Origin of the sequence: Phaeodactylibacter xiamenensis (assembly GCF_965229835.1) — a bacterium.
GTDB classification, from domain to species: Bacteria; Bacteroidota; Bacteroidia; order Chitinophagales; family Saprospiraceae; genus Phaeodactylibacter; species Phaeodactylibacter xiamenensis.
In genome coordinates, this window is record NZ_OZ245931.1 from 2,171,914 (window position 1) to 2,191,213 (window position 19,300).

Annotated in this window: 17 protein-coding genes; 9 read left to right on the plus strand and 8 right to left on the minus strand. The window is 52.3% G+C overall.

Annotated elements, in window-relative coordinates; all coding sequences use genetic code 11:
* Entirely contained in the window at positions 1–1,212 is a 1,212-nt protein-coding gene (locus tag ACO08I_RS08015; protein ID WP_282775884.1) for an NAD(P)-dependent oxidoreductase, read from the plus strand.
* Here ACO08I_RS08015 and ACO08I_RS08020 read toward each other — a convergent pair.
* Positions 1,209–2,162 carry a phosphoribosylaminoimidazolesuccinocarboxamide synthase gene (locus ACO08I_RS08020; protein ID WP_421949015.1) on the minus strand — a complete coding sequence of 318 codons (954 nt, stop codon included), beginning with the start codon at positions 2,160–2,162 and terminating at the stop codon, positions 1,209–1,211. The genes ACO08I_RS08015 and ACO08I_RS08020 overlap by 4 nt on opposite strands.
* 145 nt (positions 2,163–2,307) lie before the next feature.
* Here ACO08I_RS08020 and ACO08I_RS08025 point away from each other — a divergent pair, with 145 nt between their 5' ends.
* The 7 genes from ACO08I_RS08025 to ACO08I_RS08055 all read left to right on the plus strand — a co-directional run bounded on the left by ACO08I_RS08025 (position 2,308) and on the right by ACO08I_RS08055 (position 9,584).
* The gene (locus ACO08I_RS08025) at positions 2,308–5,625 is read left to right on the plus strand and encodes a T9SS type A sorting domain-containing protein (protein ID WP_421949016.1); all 3,318 of its coding nucleotides are present in this window, start codon (positions 2,308–2,310) and stop codon (positions 5,623–5,625) included.
* 94 nt (positions 5,626–5,719) lie between these two features.
* The gene (locus tag ACO08I_RS08030) at positions 5,720–6,154 is read left to right on the plus strand and encodes a hypothetical protein (protein ID WP_282775878.1); all 435 of its coding nucleotides are present in this window, start codon (positions 5,720–5,722) and stop codon (positions 6,152–6,154) included.
* A gap of 170 nt (positions 6,155–6,324) precedes the next feature.
* Complete coding sequence (locus ACO08I_RS08035) at positions 6,325–6,798, plus strand: hypothetical protein (RefSeq protein ID WP_421949017.1); 474 nt, start codon at positions 6,325–6,327, stop codon at positions 6,796–6,798.
* 54 nt (positions 6,799–6,852) lie between these two features.
* Positions 6,853–7,329 (plus strand): hypothetical protein, encoded by a 477-nt coding sequence (locus ACO08I_RS08040; RefSeq protein WP_421949018.1) that lies wholly within the window; start codon positions 6,853–6,855, stop codon positions 7,327–7,329.
* Complete coding sequence (locus ACO08I_RS08045; RefSeq protein WP_421949019.1) at positions 7,326–8,084, plus strand: 5-oxoprolinase subunit PxpA; 759 nt, start codon at positions 7,326–7,328, stop codon at positions 8,082–8,084. Before ACO08I_RS08040 ends, ACO08I_RS08045 begins: the two co-directional genes overlap by 4 nt.
* Entirely contained in the window at positions 8,081–8,710 is a 630-nt protein-coding gene (gene pxpB, locus ACO08I_RS08050) for a 5-oxoprolinase subunit PxpB (RefSeq protein ID WP_421949020.1), read from the plus strand. The genes ACO08I_RS08045 and pxpB overlap by 4 nt, the downstream gene beginning before the upstream one ends.
* 4 nt (positions 8,711–8,714) lie before the next feature.
* The gene (locus tag ACO08I_RS08055; RefSeq protein WP_421949021.1) at positions 8,715–9,584 is read left to right on the plus strand and encodes a biotin-dependent carboxyltransferase family protein; all 870 of its coding nucleotides are present in this window, start codon (positions 8,715–8,717) and stop codon (positions 9,582–9,584) included.
* Here ACO08I_RS08055 and ACO08I_RS08060 read toward each other — a convergent pair.
* Complete coding sequence (locus tag ACO08I_RS08060; RefSeq protein WP_421949022.1) at positions 9,581–11,419, minus strand: right-handed parallel beta-helix repeat-containing protein; 1,839 nt, start codon at positions 11,417–11,419, stop codon at positions 9,581–9,583. The genes ACO08I_RS08055 and ACO08I_RS08060 overlap by 4 nt on opposite strands.
* A gap of 35 nt (positions 11,420–11,454) precedes the next feature.
* Here ACO08I_RS08060 and ACO08I_RS08065 point away from each other — a divergent pair, with 35 nt between their 5' ends.
* On the plus strand, positions 11,455–11,769 hold the full coding sequence (locus tag ACO08I_RS08065; protein WP_421949023.1) for a hypothetical protein: 315 nt from the start codon (positions 11,455–11,457) through the stop codon (positions 11,767–11,769).
* A gap of 4 nt (positions 11,770–11,773) precedes the next feature.
* Here ACO08I_RS08065 and era read toward each other — a convergent pair whose 3' ends face one another.
* From era to alr, 6 genes are all read right to left on the minus strand, one after another.
* Positions 11,774–12,664, minus strand: coding sequence for a GTPase Era (gene era, locus ACO08I_RS08070; RefSeq protein WP_421949024.1), 891 nt, complete (start codon positions 12,662–12,664; stop codon positions 11,774–11,776).
* 13 nt (positions 12,665–12,677) lie between these two features.
* On the minus strand, positions 12,678–13,271 hold the full coding sequence (locus ACO08I_RS08075; RefSeq protein ID WP_282775861.1) for a hypothetical protein: 594 nt from the start codon (positions 13,269–13,271) through the stop codon (positions 12,678–12,680).
* Positions 13,272–13,361: 90 nt separating this feature from the next.
* On the minus strand, positions 13,362–14,732 hold the full coding sequence (locus ACO08I_RS08080; protein WP_282775859.1) for a peptidylprolyl isomerase: 1,371 nt from the start codon (positions 14,730–14,732) through the stop codon (positions 13,362–13,364).
* A 2-nt stretch (positions 14,733–14,734) separates the two neighbouring features.
* Positions 14,735–15,589: a hypothetical protein gene (locus ACO08I_RS08085; RefSeq protein ID WP_044229894.1), complete on the minus strand. Its 855-nt coding sequence runs from the start codon at positions 15,587–15,589 to the stop codon at positions 14,735–14,737.
* Positions 15,590–15,668: 79 nt separating this feature from the next.
* The gene (locus ACO08I_RS08090) at positions 15,669–17,657 is read right to left on the minus strand and encodes a peptidylprolyl isomerase (protein ID WP_421949025.1); all 1,989 of its coding nucleotides are present in this window, start codon (positions 17,655–17,657) and stop codon (positions 15,669–15,671) included.
* Between the two features lie 100 nt (positions 17,658–17,757).
* The gene (gene alr, locus ACO08I_RS08095) at positions 17,758–19,287 is read right to left on the minus strand and encodes an alanine racemase (RefSeq protein ID WP_421949026.1); all 1,530 of its coding nucleotides are present in this window, start codon (positions 19,285–19,287) and stop codon (positions 17,758–17,760) included.
* Positions 19,288–19,300 lie beyond the last annotated feature (13 nt).

Here is a 19,300-nt window from a genome sequence, read left to right on the forward strand (position 1 = left end):
ATGAAAATTGGCATTATCCGTGAGGGTAAAATCCCGCCAGACTCCCGCGTTCCGCTCATTCCTGAACAATGTGCCTCCATTATGGGAAAGTATGAAGGTGTGGATATCGTCGTTCAGCCTTCCCCGGGGCGCTGCTACCCGGATGAGGCCTACCGGCACCAAAACATAAGGCTGACAGAGGATATGCAGTCCTGTCAGGTACTGATGGGCGTCAAGGAAGTGCCCGTTGACCAGCTGATCCCCAACAAAACTTACTTCTTTTTCTCTCATACCATCAAGGAGCAATCTTATAACCGGAGGCTCCTGCAGGCGGTCCTGGAAAAAAATATCCGCCTGATCGACTACGAAGTCCTGACCGATGACCGGGGCAAGCGCCTGATTGCCTTTGGTAAATTTGCTGGCATGGTAGGCGCCCATAATGGCATTTTGACGTACGGAAAGCGCACCGGGCTGTTCGACCTGATCCGCATGAAAGACTGCCTCGATTATGCCGAAGCCCGCCAAATTTATAAACGGATGCAATGGCCCCCTATGAAGGTCGTGCTGACCGGTACCGGACGGGTAGGCAAAGGTGCGGCCCTCGTTTTGCGCGATATGGGGCTGCGCGAAGTGGAGCCTGATGACTTCCTGAACAACAGCTACGACGAAGCCGTATTCACCGTGCTGGCCTGCGCCGATTATGCTGCCCGCAAAGATGGAAAGCCCTTTCGAAAGCAGGATTTCTACGAAAACCCAGCTGCTTATAAAAGCATATTCGGGCCCTATGCTGCCGCGGCCGACGTGATGATCAATGGCATCTACTGGGACAACGAAGCCCCCGCCTTTTTCACAAAAGAAGATATGCAGGCGCCAGACTTCAACATTCAGGTCATTGCGGATGTAACCTGCGATATTGCACCGGTTTCCTCCATCCCCTCAACCCTGCGGCCCAGTACCATCCCGGAGCCCGTCTTCGGTTTTGATCCGTCTACCGGAACCGAAACGCCCCCTTATCAGCCTGATGCAGTGGACATGATGACGATTGACAACCTGCCTAATGAGCTGCCCCGGGATGCCTCCAAGGCTTTTGGGCAACAGTTTATGGACTATATTTTGCCCGAACTGTTGAAGCCGGACAGCAAAGTGATAGAGCGGGCTACCGTTGCAGCCGGCGGCAAACTAGGCCCTCACTTCCAATACCTGAAGGGGTACGTGGAGGGCGTAAGTGCCTAAGCTTTTTTCAGGTAAGCCAGGACATTGCGCTCAATGCGGTCTTCAATGCCCGTTGTATCGGTGCGTTCAAAGGTTAGTCCGGTGATGCGCTCATAGAGCTCAATGTACCGCGCTGAGACTTCTTCAATGAATGCATCCGGCATAATGGGCATGATCTGGCCCTCTTTGCCCTGAAAGCCGTGCGCCATGAGCCACTCACGCACGAATTCCTTGCTGAGCTGTTTCTGCCGCTCGCCTTGTTGCTGCCGCTCATCATACCCTTCTGCGTAGTAGTAGCGGGAGCTGTCCGGCGTATGGATTTCATCAATGAGGTAAATCTTACCGTCCCGCTTGCCAAATTCGTACTTCGTGTCCACCAATAGCAGCCCTTGCTTTGCAGCCATCTCTGTGCCCCGCTGAAAAAGCGCCCGGGTGTACTGCTCGAGTTGGATGTAGTCGGCTTCGCTCACAATGCCCTGCGCGATAATCTCTTCCCGGCTGATATCCTCGTCATGCCCCTCTTCGGCTTTGGTCGCCGGGGTGATAATGGGCTCCGGGAACCGGTCGCTTTCCTTCAAGCCATCCGGCATAGGGACCCCGCACAATTCGCGCTTGCCGGACTTGTACTCCCGCCAGGCATGACCAGCCAGGTAGCCGCGGATCACCATCTCCACTTTAAAAGGCTCACAGGCTGCCCCTACTGCCACGTTGGGATCGGGCACGGCCTCCAGCCAGTTGGGCACAATATCGGCTGTAGCCTGCAAAAAATGGGTGGCGACCTGATTCAGCACCTGCCCTTTGTAAGGAATGGGGCAGGGCAGTACATAATCGAATGCAGAGATACGGTCGGAAGCAACCATTACCAACTTTTCACCTACTGTGTAGACATCGCGCACCTTCCCGCGATAAAACGCCGTTTGGCCCGGTAAATTCATATGCGTTTCCAGTACAGCATCAGCTAGATTAGACATTGGCTCAGATTTTTGGCAAAGGTAAATACAATTTTGAAAGCAAATTACCCGGAGCCCCCTTCAATCTGCTATATTCAGGTCTTAAAACAGGGAAAAGCGAACCATACACTACTGCGCTTGCCCACTCAAAACCATTGTAAGAATAATGAAAAACCGGACTACAACCCTACTTTTGCTGCTGCTCAGCCTCCCCACCCTATTAATGGCTCAGCAACGTACTTTCCCCGCCGAGCGGAGCACTGCTGAATTTTTAGGCAAAAGCCCTGCCCTTACAGAACTTGCTGACTTCAGCCGGGACCGCACCGGAAAAGCCAAACTCCGCAAGGTGATTCCAAAGGAAATCCCAAACTTCACCCAGCGCCAGCATATTCCGCGCAACGCCGCAGCTACGGCACTACCCAAGGGCGCTGACCCCAGATTCGAAGCCCAGCAACTACGCAGCCAAAACCTGATGGTGGAGCCGTCTATCGTATTCGAAGGCATCGACCGGCCAGCCTCCGGTGGAATTACCCCTCCAGACCCCTGCGGCGACCTCAATGGCAAGCACTACATCCAAATGGCTAACTCCAGCGGAGGAGCTACTTTGCGCGTCTATGACCTTGAGGGTAACCTGACCCTTAACCTACCTTCACTCTCTGCACTTTGGGCCGAGTTTGGTGTTTCCGGCCTCGGCGACCCCATCGTGCTCTGGGACCATGCCGCAGAACGGTGGATGATCTCGGAATTTCAGGATTTTGGGGGCAATGCCCTCCTCGTGGCTGTCTCAGTAACGGATGACCCGGCGGGCGAGTGGTATGCCTACCGCTTTCAAACGCCAAGCTTCCCGGATTATCCCAAGTATTCTATTTGGCATAACGCCTACCTCGTCACCACCAACGAGCCTTCTGATGATAATGTGCCGATCTATGCCCTGGAGCGCGAAGCTATGCTTCAGGGTGCAACGCCCGGTGTGCAGCGCCTGGGCATCCCCAAATTCCCCGGCGGAGGTTTCCAGGTCGCTACCCCGGTAGACTGGGACGGCAACAATCCTCCACCTACTGATGCACCCGGCTACGTAGTAAGAATGTACGATGATGCCTGGGATGGCGGGCAGGATAAAGTGGAATTGTGGGAAGTCCACCTCGACTGGGCAGATGATGCCGCCAACTTTGTGTCCGGCCCCTCAGATATGGTTGGGGCACCCTTTGATGCTGAAATCTGCCCTAATGGAAGCTTCTTCGACTGCATAGAACAACCTAACGGGCAACTGGTGGACGGCCTTAAGGACATCATCCTCCATCGGGTGCCTTATCTCAACTTCGGTTCCCATGAATCCATCCTGCTCCACTTCGCAGTGGATGTGGATGGCATGGACCGGGCGGGGCTGCGCTGGATGGAGCTCCGAAAAAACAGCAACAGCGACTGGTCCATTTACCAGGAGGGCACCTACAGTAAAGATGACGGGCTGAGCCGGTTTGCCGGAGGGATTTCTATGGATTTCAACGGCAACATCCTCATGGCTTATTCCGTTGGCGGGCCCACCCGCGAGCTATCCCTGCGCTACACCGGCCGCCTCAACGGAGACCCCCTGGGCATTATGACAGTGGAAGAATACGAATTTGCCGAAGGGCTGAGCTCACAAAATGGCGCCCGCTGGGGGGACTATGCGGCTATGGCCATCGACCCCCTGACCGGTACCGATTTCTGGTTCACCGGCGAATACATGGGGCCGGATGGGCTTTGGAGTACCAAAATCATGTCTGCAAAGCTCCGCCGGGACTCCAACGATGTAGGCATTCAGGCCCTCACCTCGCCGCAGTCCTCCGGCTACCTTACTGATGCAGAACCGGTGCAGGTTGCCGTACGGAACTTTGGCTACAAGCCTATGTCTGGCTATACCATTGGCTTCCAGTTTGAAAACGGTATGGTTTTCACCGATACCATTATGGATACGCTCGCCTCAGACAGCGTGTACCTTCATACGTTTGCGGAAACCGTAAATATGACGCCAATCGACTCTTATGATTTTCTGCTTTTCACCAGCCACCCGCTGGATACCGCTAACTTTAATGATACCCTCCGGGTTCAGGTAGAACAGCTCCCCCGTAATGATGTCGCTATTGCCGAAGTGCTGGGCCTGGAGCAGAATATCTGTGACACCTCAGCCCTCGTTGAGATTGTCATTCAAAATGCCGGCGTGGACACCCTCTTCTCTGCCTTTATCTCCACCGGGCTAAATGGAATGATTGGTGATGATATCGAATGGGAAGGCAGTCTGGCTCCCGGAGCCACAGAAACCATCGTTATTGAGCTTTCACCGCTTAACAACGGCATCAACGAATTTGCCGTAAGCGTGGGCTTCCCCAATGAGGTCAATGACGAAAACCAGACCAACGACAGCCGGGAAATACAGTTTGAAGCGGTACTCGATGGGCAGGAAGTTACCGTGCGCCTGCTGACAGACTCCTATCCAGAGGAAACCTCCTGGGAAATCCGTGACCTTATGGGTAATATTATCGCCGAAGGAGGGCCCTACCAGGAACAAATCACGCTGGAAGAAGCCAAATTTTGCCTGCCAGATGCCTGTTACCTGTTTATCCTCTATGACAGCTGGGGCGACGGCCTGATCGGCCCGCCTGCCGGTGATTTTGAAATCGTTGATGGAGAAGGAAACATCCTTGCCCAACTTGGGGACGACATCAACTTTGGAACACAGACACAGCGTACCTTCTGTGCAACCTTCAACTGCCTGCTGTCCATAGATGCCTCAATCCTTAACGAATCTGCACCTGGTGCAGAGGACGGCAGCATCATCCTCAACCTCTCCAATGGCCTGGAAGAGTTTGAATACAGCATCAACGGTGGAGATACTTTCCAAAGCAGCCCGGTATTCTCCAATCTTATCGGTGGCACCTATGAATGTGTAGGCCGGGACATCAACGGCTGCCTGGCAGATACACTCGTGACCTTAGCCACTTGCGCCCTTGAGCTGTCGGCGGAGGTCACTAATGCTACTGAAGGTCAGCCAAACGGTAGTATTCTGGTCAATGTGTCCGGCGGGCAGGGCGACCTGACTTACCAAATTGGCAATGGGTCCTTTCAAGACAGTAATTTATTTGAAGGGCTAGCCCCCGGCAACTATACGATCAGGGTACGCGACGGAGCAGGGTGTGAGCAAAGCCTGCTGGTAACGGTCGAGATGACATCCTCCCTGAGCCACACCTTCTTCGGAAAAGAAGTGAAGCTTTATCCTAACCCAACCGATGGATTTGTGCAGGTGGAAATCCGCGGACTGGACAATACCAATTTCCTGCCCGTACGGATTATCAATTCCTCAGGACAGACGGTACGGCATGCCCGACTGGTCAACTATGGCGAAATTACCCGCGGCATTGTATCTTTGTATGACCTGCCAGCCGGCACCTACTTTTTACGATTTGAGCATGTGGGCCTGCCCCGGCTTTTCAAAGTCGTAAAACAGTAAAAAAACAATAGAGGATGGCAGAGGCTGAAGTACAAGCCTCTGCCCCTCTCTGTATATTTTAATTCTATCATCCTCATCAAAAAATGTATTTATCATGCGAAAACTAATCCTGGTTATTGTCTTGTTTACCGCTTCCAAAAGCCTCCTTAGTGCACAAACTGATGTCAGTATCTCGCCATTTGGCTTGCTGATTCCAGCCTTTGTCGGGACAGTTGAAGTCCCTGTCGCTGATTACATTGGGCTCGAAGGCTATCTCCTGGTAATTGAAGGTGGTGCTGTTGCCAACCTGAATGGCCGTTACTACCTAAATCCCAAACGGGGCTACGATGGATTCAACATCGGCATCTTCGTTGGAGGGGCTACGGAATTAGGTGTCGGGCCAGGCTTTACCTTTGGCTATAAGACTGTTTCTGAAAGGGGGTTACTCTTTGATGTGGGCTTTGGTATCGGGCGTTCACTCTCGGATGGAGGCCTGCCATTGCCCTATGCGAAACTCAACTTTGGCTACCGTTTTCAAAAGAGGGACTGATGCGGCATGCGGTAGACCTCAACGCCGACCTGGGCGAAAGCACCCGCACCAAACGCTTCCCGCATGACAGGCTGCCCAGGATGTTTAAAGTCATTAAAAACTAACCCCTCCGATGATCAGGGCAAATTTGGTTTGCCCTGATCATTTTAGGAAAGTAACCCCCAAACCCAATGAAAAACTTTTTCTTTACTATTCTTCTTTTAACCTGCTCGCAAGGACTGACTCGTGCACAAACTGATGTAAGTATCTCTCCTTATTCTATTATCATCGCTCAGCCAGCTTTTTCAATAGAACAATCCATCGCCAGGCAGGTAGGCTTGGAGGGGCACTTTCGACTAAATGATAAAACCACAGACCCCTTCGGATTAAACCGTCGTTACTCCATGGTCATCAATGCCAGTGCCCGTTATTATCTGGACCCCAAAAGAGGCTACGACCGTTTCTATCTTGGATTTTTAGCCGGGGGGGCTACCAACGGATTTAGTCTTGGTGCCGGTTTCAGCCTTGGCTATAAAATCATTTCGGAAAAACGTATTTTTTTGGACGTAGCCACCGGTGCTGGCCGCACCCTTACCGGAGATGGAGACGCATGGCCATACGGCAAATTGAACATAGGATACCGCTTCCGGAAACGGGATAAATAGGAATCCACCTGTTATTCATCAGCACTGAAACTTTTTAAAGTAAGCCCCAGTACAATGCGAAAAACCATATTCATTCTTGCACTTTTCCTGACAGCTAAATCTACCCTACATGCCCAAATAGATGTCGGCGCTTCGCCAGTTCCCTTAATTGCCCTGGGCCTGGCCGCCAGCGTAGAATACCCCTTAAATCCATCTTTCGGTTTGGAGGGATATCTAATAACCTTTCCAGTTGCAGGTTTCTTTGCAGGCTATGTAGGCCCAAAACATTATTTAATGCCGAAAAGAGGAAACGATGGGTTTAGTATTGGACTATTTGCCGGTGGGGGTAGTAGAATGGGCTCTGGATTAGGATTTAACGTCGGTTATAAAACTGTTTCAGAACGTGGTTTTATCTTAGATTTCGGCTTTGGAATGGGCCGTACTTTATTTGGGGGAAGCGATATATCTGCCTTAACAGGGTTTAGAAGTGTCGAAATTACGCCCTACCTTAAACTAAACGTAGGTTACCGTTTTCCGAAAAAAGAAGGATGAATCTAGGAATAGACCTCAACGCTGACCTGGGCGAAAGCACCCGCACCAAACGCTTCCCGCATGAAGCGGATATCTTTCCCTACCTGTCCTCCTGCAATATCGCCTGCGGTTTCCATGGTGGAGACCCGGTCTACATAGAAAAGGCTATCCGGCAGGCTCTAAAACATGGCTTACGCATCGGTGCCCACCCCTCCTACCCCGACCGGGAAAACTTTGGCCGGATGCCTATGGAGTTACCGGAAGCGGAGCTACAGGCGATGCTCCGGTATCAGGTCAGTGCCCTTAAAGGTATGGTGGAAAGCCTCGGCGGGCATTTGTCCTATATCAAACCGCACGGTGCGCTGTACCACACGCTTTGCAGGGATGAAAAGCAGGCTCAGCTCGCTGTGGCGGTATTCCATTCCATTGACCCTAATTTACAAGTGATGGGGCTGCCTGATTCCGCACTTGCCCGGTCTGCCAGCGATGCCGGTTTGGGCTATATCCGGGAAGGCTTTGCCGACCGCCGCTATGCCGCCGACGGGCAACTGCTAAGCCGAAAGCAATCGGGGGCAGTCCTTCGCGACCCTGCTGAAGTCGTCGAACAAGTCCGCCAAATTCTGATGGAAGGGATGGTCACCACCAATACCGGTGCCCGCCTGCCTCTTCAGGTCGATAGCCTCTGCATACACGGAGACAACCCCATGGCTGTACCCATCCTGCAGGCACTCGACCACTTTTTCCGGCAATCTGGCATTCAAAAAGGCAACCTATGACCCTCCAACCCTTTGGCGACCGCGCCCTGCTCATCAACTGGGAACAGCGTATAGACCCGGAGCTAAATGCCAAAGTGCATGCCTGGCAGCAAGCCATTGAGCAAGCGGCTATCAAAGGTGTGGAGTACAGTATTCCGGCTTATTGCTCCCTCACCGTGGTGTTCAATCCTTTACAAATTGCATTCGATACACTGGCTGAAAAAATCCAGGCTTTAAAAATCCCCGAACCATCTACCCGGCATGCCGGGCGTACCTTCGAAATCCCGGTGGATTACAATGGCGCCGATCTGCCGGAAGTCGCGCAGCGCACCGGCCTTTCCGAACCGGAGATCATCAGCCTGCACAGCAATCGTCCATACCGGGTTTACCTGATTGGTTTTCTACCGGGCTTTCCCTATCTGGGCCCATTGCCGGAAGCCATCCACTGCCCACGCAAACAGACACCCCGGCAGTCCGTCCCCGCTGGAGCCGTGGGGCTGGCCGGTGCACAAACTGGCATCTATCCCTTTGAAGCACCGGGCGGATGGCAGATCATTGGGCAAACCTCCCTAAAAGTATTTGATGCAGAAGCTGAGGATACCTTCCTGCTGCGCCCCGGCGACACCGTTATTTTCAAACCAGCCTGAAGTCATGCTGAAAGTGGAAATCATATCGACCGGATTGTTTGATACGCTACAGGATGAAGGGCGTCCCGGCTATCAGTCACAAGGCGTGCCTTTGGGTGGTGCCATGGACCGGCAATCCGCAGCCCTGGCCAATCAATTGGTGGGCAATCCTCTTGGCACGCCGGTGGTGGAAAGTACACTCCTGGGCTCAAAGCTCTACTTCCACGGCCCGGCGCAGATTGCGCTGACGGGAGCATTGGCCCGTTCTACCCTAAATGGGCATCCCATGCCTCGTTACACTACCGTAAATGTATCTCCTGAGGCCATTCTTAATATCGGTAGCATGCAGCAGGGTTGCCGTACCTATCTCGCTATCCGAGGTGACTGGCAGGTGCAGAAATGGCTGGGCAGTTGCAGCCCGCCACCTTATCAGTCTGAGGTGCTTACACCAGATAGCCAACTGCAACCTGGCCAGCTTTTGAAAATTCAGAACGCTCCAAACATCGAAATCCGGCAGTTTCCGCCACAGGATCAGCCCATTTTCCCAAAAAACGGTGAAGTCAGGGTTTTTCCCGGGCCGGAGTGGGGGGCTTTTTCCGACTCAGCCAGAGCGCAATTCCTGGACCAACCGTTTACCCTGAGCAAAGATTCCAACCGGATGGGGCTGCGCCTAAAAGAACAATTGCCCGAAACAGGCCACCTGCCCGGGCTCCTTTCTTCTGCTGTGCTGCCGGGAACAGTGCAAGTTCCGCCCTCTGGCCAGCCCATTATCCTGATGGCGGATGCACAGACGACCGGTGGCTACCTGCGGATTGCACAGGTCTCCACCAACGACTTACCCATACTGGCTCAATGCCGCCCCGGAGACCAGGTTCAGTTCAGGCTTCACGTTTAATTCCTCCAATGAAAGGAAACGCCTGCGCCCCGCTTCAAATGCTTGCCAAACTCCGTAGTAACCGCTTCTCCTACAAACTCAAAATCAAGAGCATAACCGGTAGCGTCAGGATCTATCCGGGCGGTGACGGTAGCGGGGAAGGTGCCCGTTTTTGGCGTCACCCGGGTAAAGCCCTCCCCTCCGGTAAGGCGCCAGTTGCCCTGTGGCCCGAGCAGCAAAAAGGTCATCGTTTCATCATCCGCAGCCCGCTTCCACACTATAGGGCGGCGAAAATCATAAGGGCCCCACTTAGTGACCAGTATATACTTCCTGCCTCGCAGATGCGATTCCGAAAGCAGGGCGTCCATCCCATCAGGTAAGGGTGCGGGTGCGTAATTTTCCAGGGGCGCTTGCTCCAGCACAAACTTTGCCAGGTCACGGCGATCATCGGGTGCAGGCAGCGCTGCCGGGGGATTATCCCGGGCAAAGGGCGCAGCATCTCCAAGGCTACCCTCGCCAATCCGGTTTTTCACCAGTACAAGGCGGTCGTTCGGCTGCTCTGCCTTTAGTAAGGTTTGGAAAGCATAAAACTGATTGTCATCGTTGATGGCAACCCGGTCCGTACCAGCAATGGCAAGCGGTACCGTTGTCTTGTAAAAAAGGTTGTGCTGAATGCGGTAGTCCCGGCTTTCTACCTCCCGCTGTTGCGCATAACCCCAGTCTTCGGGCTGCTTTGCCCGTTCCCACAACTTAACCCCAACCTCGCAGCTATCAAAGCTATTGTACAAAATGGTATTGTCCTGCCCATGCTCAATGGCGATGCCATAGTCGCAGTTGCTGAGGGTATTGGCCCACATCAGGCTTTCGTAGCTGTAGCCGCCCCAGATACCATAGCGGCACTCTTCCAGCCGGTTTCCTGCTATGATATTGCGGCTGAAGGTCACTTCGATGCCATTGGTGGGCGCATGGGAAAAGTCGTTGCCAAAGATGATGTTGTCGTTGCAGCCGCCCTCGCCCGTATCCATCGTATGCTGGCCTGCCCAAAGGAAGAATCCGTCTCCGGAGTGTGTGGCAGAGTTGTAGGCGAAAACGTTATTTGAGCTTTGCTCATAGCATAAAATGCCAGCACTGTCCTGTCCCCGGCTGTACACTCCATAGCTGAAGCCGCGCACATTCCAGTCGAGCCGGTTGTGCATCACACGGTTGTGGCTGCTTCGGTACAACCCAATCCCAATACCGGAATTGAAGTGAATGGTGTTGTTGTAAAACGTACCGTTGTTGCAGTTTGTCATCATCAGCCCGTTTTGCCCGCCGGTGACGCGGAGGCGGCGTACCGTAGCCGCATCGCATCCTTTAAGGTAGACCGCAGCCCCATAGCGCAGCCATTCGTCCGATTCGTTGTGGTGGTAATAGAGCCAGTCGCTAAGGTCTTCAGCCTCCGGGGTGCTTTTCATCCGCTGCCGGTAGTTGTAGCTGAAGTCGCAGTCTTCCAGCAAAAGGCTGTCGGTATTTTCCGCCATGAGGGCGACCTTATACCCCCGGGCATTAAGGTTGCGGATGGTCACGTTTTTGCTGTTGCGCACGAGTACCGACAGGCCGGTGAAGGTATCAGGCAGGCTATCGGCCAAACTCCCCCGAAGAAGGGTACCCCCAAAGTCAACCGTGAGCCCTTCCCCTTCTATCACGAGGACCGGGCGGCCCAGCGTATCGCTTGGCAAGACCAGGGTGTCTGCCTCAAAGCTGGTGGACTGTGTGATGACCATACCGGGCTCAATTTTGGATACATCAGGGCTGCAAGCCACCATTGCCATCGCAAACCATACGAAGGCCAGACCGTTGTATACATAGATTTTCATAAACGCAGATTTACGCCGAAGATAACAAAAGCCGTATGTACGTCGATATTTCCATCACCGAAGAGGACCTGCAACTGATTATGGGCAGGAATTTCAAACCCCGCTACGCCGCTGCGCTCAGGGACGTCTTCTGCCCGGCCTGCCGCCAAAAGGAAGACAACGCAGTGTTGCCGGAAAAATTCTGGCTTAACCCTGCCGGTGATGTGATCGTGGAAGGGAGCTGTGCCCACTGCAGCGCTCCAATAGAGAAATTACTGGAAACCGGTATTGATCCCCGGCAGTATGATCAGGCGATGGCGATACGGGAGTATAAGGTGGAGATTGGAAAAGATTATGAGGTGAGGCGATGAATTTCTAATACCCAAAATGCTTCAAAGACCGCTCATCATCCCGCCAGTTGTCTTTCACCTTGACATGCAGCTCCAGAAACACCTTGCTTTCCAGCCACTCCTCAATACTTTTGCGGGCTTCCGTGCCTAGCTTCTTAATGGCGCTCCCGCCCTTGCCAATGATGATGGACTTTTGGGTTTTCCGGGCAACAAAGATCTCTGCTCCGATCCGTACAAGTGGTTCGCCCTTTTTCGTTTCCCCATCTTTAAAGGAGGTGACGATTACTTCGCAGGAGTAGGGAATCTCCTGTTGGTAGAGCAGCAGAATTTTTTCCCGGATGATCTCGCTCACAAAGAAGCGCTCCGGCCGGTCCGTCAGCTGGTCTTTTGGATAAAAGGCAGGGCCCTCAGGCAGGTATTTCATAACCACTTCCATAAGGCGCTCTGTATTGACCTTTTGCAGCGCAGAAACCGGGATAGTCTCTGTAAAGGAAATCCGGTCATTCCAGAGTTTTATCAACTCCAGCACCTTACCGTCATCCACTGTGTCGATCTTATTGATCACCAGAAAGAACGGAACTTTGACGTTTTGCAGGCGCTGAATAATTGGGTCGTCATCCGCGTAATGCTCGCCCGGTTCCGTGACGAACATCATGATATCAGCATCCTCAAAGGTAGAGAAGGCGAATTGGTTCATCGACTCCTGCATACGGTAGGAAGGCGTCTCAATCACGCCGGGCGTATCGGAGAAGACCACCTGATAGTTATCACCGCTCACCAGCCCAATAATGCGGTGGCGGGTAGTCTGTGGCTTATTAGTGATGATGGACATACGCTCGCCCACAAGGGCATTCATGAGCGTGGATTTGCCGACGTTGGGCCGGCCGATAATATTTACAAATCCGGATTGATGCATGAAGTTGTATTAATCACAGCTCCTCCGGCAAATACCGCTGAAGTTCACCGTGTACCAGCGCATCCATAGCCTTGAAAAACAATTTAGGCTTGTGGGGGCGCCAGTTGATATCATTGAATGCATCGCCAAAGTTAACAAACTGATGCAATTGGGTGTCTTTCATTTCCTCTTTCACATGGGGCAGGGTATTGACAAAGCAGATCCAGCCGCCTTCTTCCACCACATCCTCATACCACTCTTCGTAGTAGCAATCATCAGAGCCGTGGAAATTGAGTACATTTTCGCAAACCATAATGTACTTGTAGATGCCCTGATCAGACATGCGGTCTACCACCTCGCGTTTAAGGTACATGATATCATTGGAAAGGGCATCGTTCCACTCACCTATCAGCTCAATAATAGCGAATGCTTCATCATAATCGGCATACAGGACCTTCAGGTAGAGCGTATCCGAGCCAAACTCATCCCACTGCGGGTGGATAAAGTAATTGTAGACTTTATTGGAAAAGGTAAATTCGCTGTAGGTCCGCCCATAGAATGGGGAGCGCTCATCATGAGCCGAAATATATTTCCCTCTCCAGCGGTAGTAAGGCTCTATATCGTGCATATAGCTCTCGCAGTTTGCATGTTCTGTTACTGCAATCAACCAACAGTAATGCATAAAGTTTTGGCCGGAGCACCTTTCCCCGGCCAAAAATCAGGGCCTTGCCGTCTTATCGACGGTCCACTTCCTTAACACCGGGCAACCATTAAAGATCGGGTCAATATCGATGTAAGTTGACCCTACCTTGTCCCCCACCCAGTCGCTGATAAACTCGCTTTTTTTAGCCTCGATAGCCGCCATCTGGATCTTGGAATAATCTTTTCTCAGGTCCGCTTTGTGCGGGCTGGACCGGGACTGTAGCTGGACTACCCGAAAATAGCGCTCCCCAGTTGGATCACGGAACATAAATGGGGCAGAAATCTCACCCACATCCATCGTATCCACCGTGAAGTAAATATCGGGGTCCAGGTCACCGATTTCGAAGAAGGTATTGCCAGTCGCCGGGTTCACCATCCGCCCATCGTTATTGTAGCTCTGCTGATCTTCATTACCAAACCGCTTTACGGCCAGAGAGAAGCTGATGGAGTCATTCATCACCAGGTGGCGGACGCTGTCCAGGCGGTTTCTGGCCAGCTCCAGGTCGGCATCCGTGATATCGGGCTTAATGAGGATGTGGCGCACCCGTATAGAGTTGCCCCGGCGCTCCAGCATTTGAATAATATGGAAGCCAAATTCAGATTCGATCACCGGAGAGATTTCATCTTTTTCCAACCGGAAGGCAGCCGCTTCAAATTCAGGCACATAGCGCCCCCGCTTGGCCCAGCCCAGATCACCGCCGGCACGGGCAGAACCATCATCGGAATACTTTCCGGCCAGCTCAGCGAAGCTCTCACCTCCTTCCACAATCCGCTCGCGCAGTTCTTCCAGCAAGTTGACGGCGCGCTCCCGCTCTTCCTTATTCACTTTGGGTTTGTATACGATCTCCCCAATCTCCACTTCAGAATTGAAATAAGGAAGGCTGTCCTTCGGAATGGAGTTGAAGAAGGTCTTCACCTCAGATGGCGTCACGGTCACACTCGCCATAATGTTACCCCGCATACGTTCTACAAGCAGCTGATTTTTCAGGTCTTCCCGAAATTGCGCTTTAACCTCATTGATCGACTGCCCGTAATATTCCTCAAACTGGTTTACATCATTGTTCATAAAACCAAGGATACGCTCAATACGGGCATCCAGCTGTACTTCCACCTCTTCATCTGAGACCATGATACTGTCCAGCTTAGACTGATTGAGCAACAGCTTATTGGCCATAATCTGGTCCATAATGTCGCAGCGGATGTCATCAGGCAGATTAGACTGCTGCGAAGCCATTAGTGCACGCTGCTCCTCCACTTCAGAGAGTAGGACCAGCTCCCCTCCAACGGTGGCAACGACCTTGTCAATCACCTCACGTTGTGCCCAGCTGTTCGTTCCAATGAACAAAAAGCACAGAGCGCTAATCCAATATTTCATTGCTGTATCCATAATCAGTAATATGTCTTGATGTTATTGCGACGAAGCTCCCGTTGATACATAGCTTCGATCTTATCTTCCAGTAATTTTTCCTTCCGGTTGCGCAGGATGACCTTCCTGGCCTGACCTTTAATATACGAAAGCGGCGCGATGTCTTTCCGGTTCTTTACCTCAAATACCTTAAAATAGTATTGGTACTCATCGTCACGCTGACTAAAGTCCTGCTTGGCGCTGATGTTATCAGCCGTTACTGTGCCCTTGGGCATCTCCCGGGCAATGTCTTCCACTTTGTACCACATGCTGTCTGTCAGCAAATATGCCTCAGCGTGCCGGGAACAGTAATCAACCAGTGGCTTCAGATCTTCCTGTTTGTTATTCCACAACTGCCGCAGCTCGTTCGCTTCCGGCACAGGCATAGGCACCTTGACAAAGTAACAACGGACGATGGGGGTTTCGAGTTGATACTGTTGTTTATTGCGCTCATAAAATTCCGCCAGTTGCTCGTCGGTCACTGTGCTGTCGAGCAGTTCCTGAACCAGTATCTTCTCGTAGTTATGCCGGATCAGCGAAGCCCGGTAATCCCGTACCAGCTTGTCAATATTCAGATCGCCCGGGATATTTTGCTCGGCCTCGTGCAATAGCAGCGCTTCCCGCATCCATCGGTTGGTAAACATCTGAATGATGATGGTACTGTCCTTGCCGGAGGTACCTTCCGGGAACATGCCCTCCATATCAGAGATATAGAGCGCTTTGTTATGGACCTTAGCCAGTAATTGGTCTTCGGCAGGAGCTTCCCAATCCCCTGCTGTGCAAGAGGACAGGCCAAGCAATACGCCCAGAAATAACACGGAAAACCTTATCCTTCTCATTGTCGGTCTTTTGGATAATAAAACGGCGAAAGCCGGACGGCGAAGGGCCCGCCCGGCTTTCGCACCTGCAGCATACCTCCTATTCCTTAATGAGCTTTTTGAATACTTTGCGGTTAATATCCACCTCGTAAGTTTCACGTAGCTCTTCCACCCACTGCTCCTCCAAATAGTCCTGATAATCTGCTACCACATAGCCGCGTGCTTCATCAAGCGTTTTCGTCCGGGGCTCCAGCAGCGCTTCAATTTTTACAATCTTGAACTTTTGTGCCTGCGGGTTGGGCTCTGATTGCGACATGGCGCCCTTCTTCCACTCCATGCTTTTAAATTCCGGGTACAAGGTTTTGTCCAGGTTTTTGGATTCATGCGTAATCAGAGGGAAAGTGGCATCCGGATCATTGTATTTTTCCAGCACAGCTTCCGGCTCATTGTCTGCGATGAAGGCACGAACGTCCTCCATCTGATCTTTAAGCTCGTTGGAAACCCGGTAAATACTGGTCTCCGCCCGGTTACCATAGCGGTACTGGCCTTTAACCTTTTCATAGAACTTTTCGAGGCCTACGGTGTCCTGAGATGCTTTGTCCCAAACCAGCCGCTTAGTGGCTTCAAACAACAGTATTCCTTCTTCGTACTCCCGCATCAGTGCCTTAAAATCAGGATATTTCGCCTCCAGTTGTTTCTCTTCGTATCGCATTGCGCTCTCGTCGAGGTACTGGCCATACAGCGTATTTACTGCTGAAGCTACATCTTTTCCCCGGCCCATCCGGATACGCTCGCGGGAAGCACGCTCCAAATAATCCGCAAAATCTCCTACCGTAACCTGAAAATCAGGCCCATACTGAAACAACAAAGCATCAGAAGGGGTCTCCGGCGCTCGCCAGCGGAAAGTCAGGAACGTATCCGTCAGTGTTTCCGTGAAATTACTGAGTGCTTCCGGGTATTCCTTCAAGCCGGCATCTTCCTTGATCTGAGCCACCATAGCCGCTTTAGCCTGCTCAAAACGATTATCTTTTTTAATCTCGTTTTCTAAACGACCCCGCTCGATGTTGTAAGGTTGTATGCCCCTGCGGGAAATTAGTTTAAGAATATGCCAGCCAACACTGGTTTTGACAGGCTTGCTATAGCTCCCCTCCTCCTTTAGTCCAAATGCCGCCTCTTCAAAATCTTTGGAAAAACGATTAATACCAAAGAACCCTATATACCCACCATTCGAGGCTGTACGTGAGTCTTCAGAAATAGCTTTCGCCATAGCGTCAAAGTCCGCCCTTGCTTCCAGTGCCTGATAAGCACTATCGATACGGGCCTTAACCACTTTCTCCTCTTCGTCACCATCTGTGCGCAACAAAATATGGGCGGCCTCTACTTCTCCCCGGGCAGGCCGGCGGTCATGCACCAGCAAGGCATGAAAGCCTGCATCCGTGCGTATCGGCCCACTTAGCTCGCCAACCGGTACTTCATAAGCAGCTTTCTCCAACTCGTAGAAACCATTGGGGAAAAGTACGGAGACGTAGCCGATCCGGCCGCCATTGTTCTTTGCAGACTGATCATCAGAAACAGAACGGGCAACAATTTCAAAGTCCTCCCCTTCCTGAATACGCTTCATAGCCCGTTCCAGCTTACCTTTTGCAGCCGCAACTTCTTCCGGCGTCGCTTCCGGCTTAACGGATACAAGAATATGACTGATATCTACATCCTGCTTAGAACGCTCGTAGGCATCTTTAATCAGCTTTTCTGTTACCTCCTTGTCGATCAGATAGGAATCGGCCAGTTGACGGCGGTACCCATTAAGCTCATTCATCAGTTCAGGAATGGTATCCAACTGCATTTCGCGGGCTTTGGCCACCTTCAGCTTGAACTTCACGTACAGGTCAAGATACTCTTCCAGAGAAGTTTCTGAAAAATCGGCATTCTTGCCATTGGTTTTGGAATAGATGTACACAAACTCAGACTGATGCACAGGCTTGCCATCAATGGTGAACAGGACAGGGTCATCCTGTCCGGAGCTAAGCCCGGGTAGGCATACTACTGCTACCATTAGCATCCAAAAGCGCTTAATCATTAGGTTGAGCATGAATGATCGTTTTTGTTTAAATTTTCTCGCATTGGGGGAGACCGCCGCAAAATTAGCAAAATACCGCACCCTAAAAAATATTGCTGCCTTCCTTATTAGTTTAAGTCGGGGTTGCAGCTGCTGCTCTTGTTCCCGAATGCCTCCGAACTGTCTGCCGGTAGACTCTGCGCACCCGTGTCCCCACGTTCGTAAAAACTTCGTAGGGAATGGTTTTTAGCCGCCGGGCCACCACCTGCACAGATGGTTCTACCCCGAAAATGGTAGCCAGGCTGCCAGCTTCCACATCAGGTATACCCGTTACATCAGCCATGCACATATCCATGCATACGTTGCCCGCAACAGGTGCCAGCTGCCCGTTGATCACCACTTGATGCTGCCCCTGACTAAGCGCCCTTGGCATACCGTCAGCATAGCCGATCCCAAGAGTCGCAACCCTTGCACCAGCTGGCAACTGCCCCGCCCGGCTGTACCCTACGGTCTCGCCCGGTTGCAGTGTACGAACTTGCGACACACAAGCCTGCAATTGCATGACCGTTTGCAGTTTGGGTTGCAGCACGCTCGTCTCATCTGCGCCGTAAACACCGATCCCCAAACGCACCATGTCCATATCGTATTGCGGAAAACGGGCAACCCCTCCTGAATTGAGCAGGTGGCGCCGGGGCCGATAGCCGAGGTGACGGTCAAGTTCAGTACAAGCTGCCGCAAATTTGAACATCTGCTGCTCCGTAAAACGATCATGCTCCGGAGCACCACTTGCCGCCAGATGAGCAAAAGTGGTAGCTACCCGGAGATGGGCTTGCCTTGAAATGAAATCACCAACGGCCTGAGCTTCTTCCGGCTCAAAACCCAGGCGGTTCATTCCTGTATTGAACTCCAGGTGCACTGACATATCAACCTGATATTCGTCCAGGCGGGCAGCCAACGCGCTGAGCAATGAGTATTGGTATACTACAGGCTCCAGCCGTCCCTGCACCAAATGCCCGAAAGCAGCCAGTTCCGTATTCAGGACCATAATCGGGCATTCCACCCCGGCACGGCGCAACTGAAGCCCTTCATCTGCATAAGCAACGGCAAGATAATCCACACCCGCCCGCTCCAATGCCCGCCCCGTTTCAATCAAACCGGAACCATAGGCATTGGCTTTGACCATCACGGCAACCGCTATGCCCGGCTTCAACGCCGACCGGTGTACCTCAAGATTATGGCAAAGGGCATCCAGGTCTACCAGCAGTGTGGCTTGATGCAGGGGCGCCCCTAAATAGCCCAACAAGTCGCTATATACCGGCTCACTACCCGCAAACACAAGAAATAAAGTATTCGAAAAACGATGGCTGCCAAAGTATTGGCGGGCTGCCGCAGGGCTGCTCAGCGCAACAAAAGGACGCCCCGTGCTGACCTCTTCCTTAAACCCCCAGCCTATAATCTGGTCCACGGTACTATCCTGAAGCTGTAACTGCCAATATTCGGGGAGCGCTTCCCGGTCCCCCACCAGCACACATTGCCCGCCGTAAGCCGGGCGTTGCTGAGCATAGAGCAGCAGCCCCTGCAACTGCGGCAGGCTACCGGCTGGCAACCGGGCATAAGCATTACCGTTTTCACCTCCAATAATTTCCACTTGTACCGGGCCCATCAAACTAACTTTC

Excerpts from the sequence above, each read along its gene's own strand:
- ACO08I_RS08075 (WP_282775861.1), bottom strand. The coding sequence starts at position 13,271 with ATGCACGATATAGAGCCTTACTACCGCTGGAGAGGGAAATATATTTCG.
- ACO08I_RS08015 (WP_282775884.1), top strand. The coding sequence starts at position 1 with ATGAAAATTGGCATTATCCGTGAGGGTAAAATCCCGCCAGACTCCCGC.
- ACO08I_RS08030 (WP_282775878.1), top strand. The coding sequence starts at position 5,720 with ATGCGAAAACTAATCCTGGTTATTGTCTTGTTTACCGCTTCCAAAAGC.
- ACO08I_RS08080 (WP_282775859.1), bottom strand. The coding sequence starts at position 14,732 with ATGGATACAGCAATGAAATATTGGATTAGCGCTCTGTGCTTTTTGTTC.
- ACO08I_RS08090 (WP_421949025.1), bottom strand. The coding sequence starts at position 17,657 with ATGCTCAACCTAATGATTAAGCGCTTTTGGATGCTAATGGTAGCAGTA.
- ACO08I_RS08055 (WP_421949021.1), top strand. The coding sequence starts at position 8,715 with ATGCTGAAAGTGGAAATCATATCGACCGGATTGTTTGATACGCTACAG.
- alr (WP_421949026.1), bottom strand. The coding sequence starts at position 19,287 with ATGGGCCCGGTACAAGTGGAAATTATTGGAGGTGAAAACGGTAATGCT.
- ACO08I_RS08065 (WP_421949023.1), top strand. The coding sequence starts at position 11,455 with ATGTACGTCGATATTTCCATCACCGAAGAGGACCTGCAACTGATTATG.
- pxpB (WP_421949020.1), top strand. The coding sequence starts at position 8,081 with ATGACCCTCCAACCCTTTGGCGACCGCGCCCTGCTCATCAACTGGGAA.
- ACO08I_RS08035 (WP_421949017.1), top strand. The coding sequence starts at position 6,325 with ATGAAAAACTTTTTCTTTACTATTCTTCTTTTAACCTGCTCGCAAGGA.
- ACO08I_RS08045 (WP_421949019.1), top strand. The coding sequence starts at position 7,326 with ATGAATCTAGGAATAGACCTCAACGCTGACCTGGGCGAAAGCACCCGC.
- ACO08I_RS08025 (WP_421949016.1), top strand. The coding sequence starts at position 2,308 with ATGAAAAACCGGACTACAACCCTACTTTTGCTGCTGCTCAGCCTCCCC.
- era (WP_421949024.1), bottom strand. The coding sequence starts at position 12,664 with ATGCATCAATCCGGATTTGTAAATATTATCGGCCGGCCCAACGTCGGC.
- ACO08I_RS08060 (WP_421949022.1), bottom strand. The coding sequence starts at position 11,419 with ATGAAAATCTATGTATACAACGGTCTGGCCTTCGTATGGTTTGCGATG.
- ACO08I_RS08085 (WP_044229894.1), bottom strand. The coding sequence starts at position 15,589 with ATGAGAAGGATAAGGTTTTCCGTGTTATTTCTGGGCGTATTGCTTGGC.
- ACO08I_RS08040 (WP_421949018.1), top strand. The coding sequence starts at position 6,853 with ATGCGAAAAACCATATTCATTCTTGCACTTTTCCTGACAGCTAAATCT.
- ACO08I_RS08020 (WP_421949015.1), bottom strand. The coding sequence starts at position 2,162 with ATGTCTAATCTAGCTGATGCTGTACTGGAAACGCATATGAATTTACCG.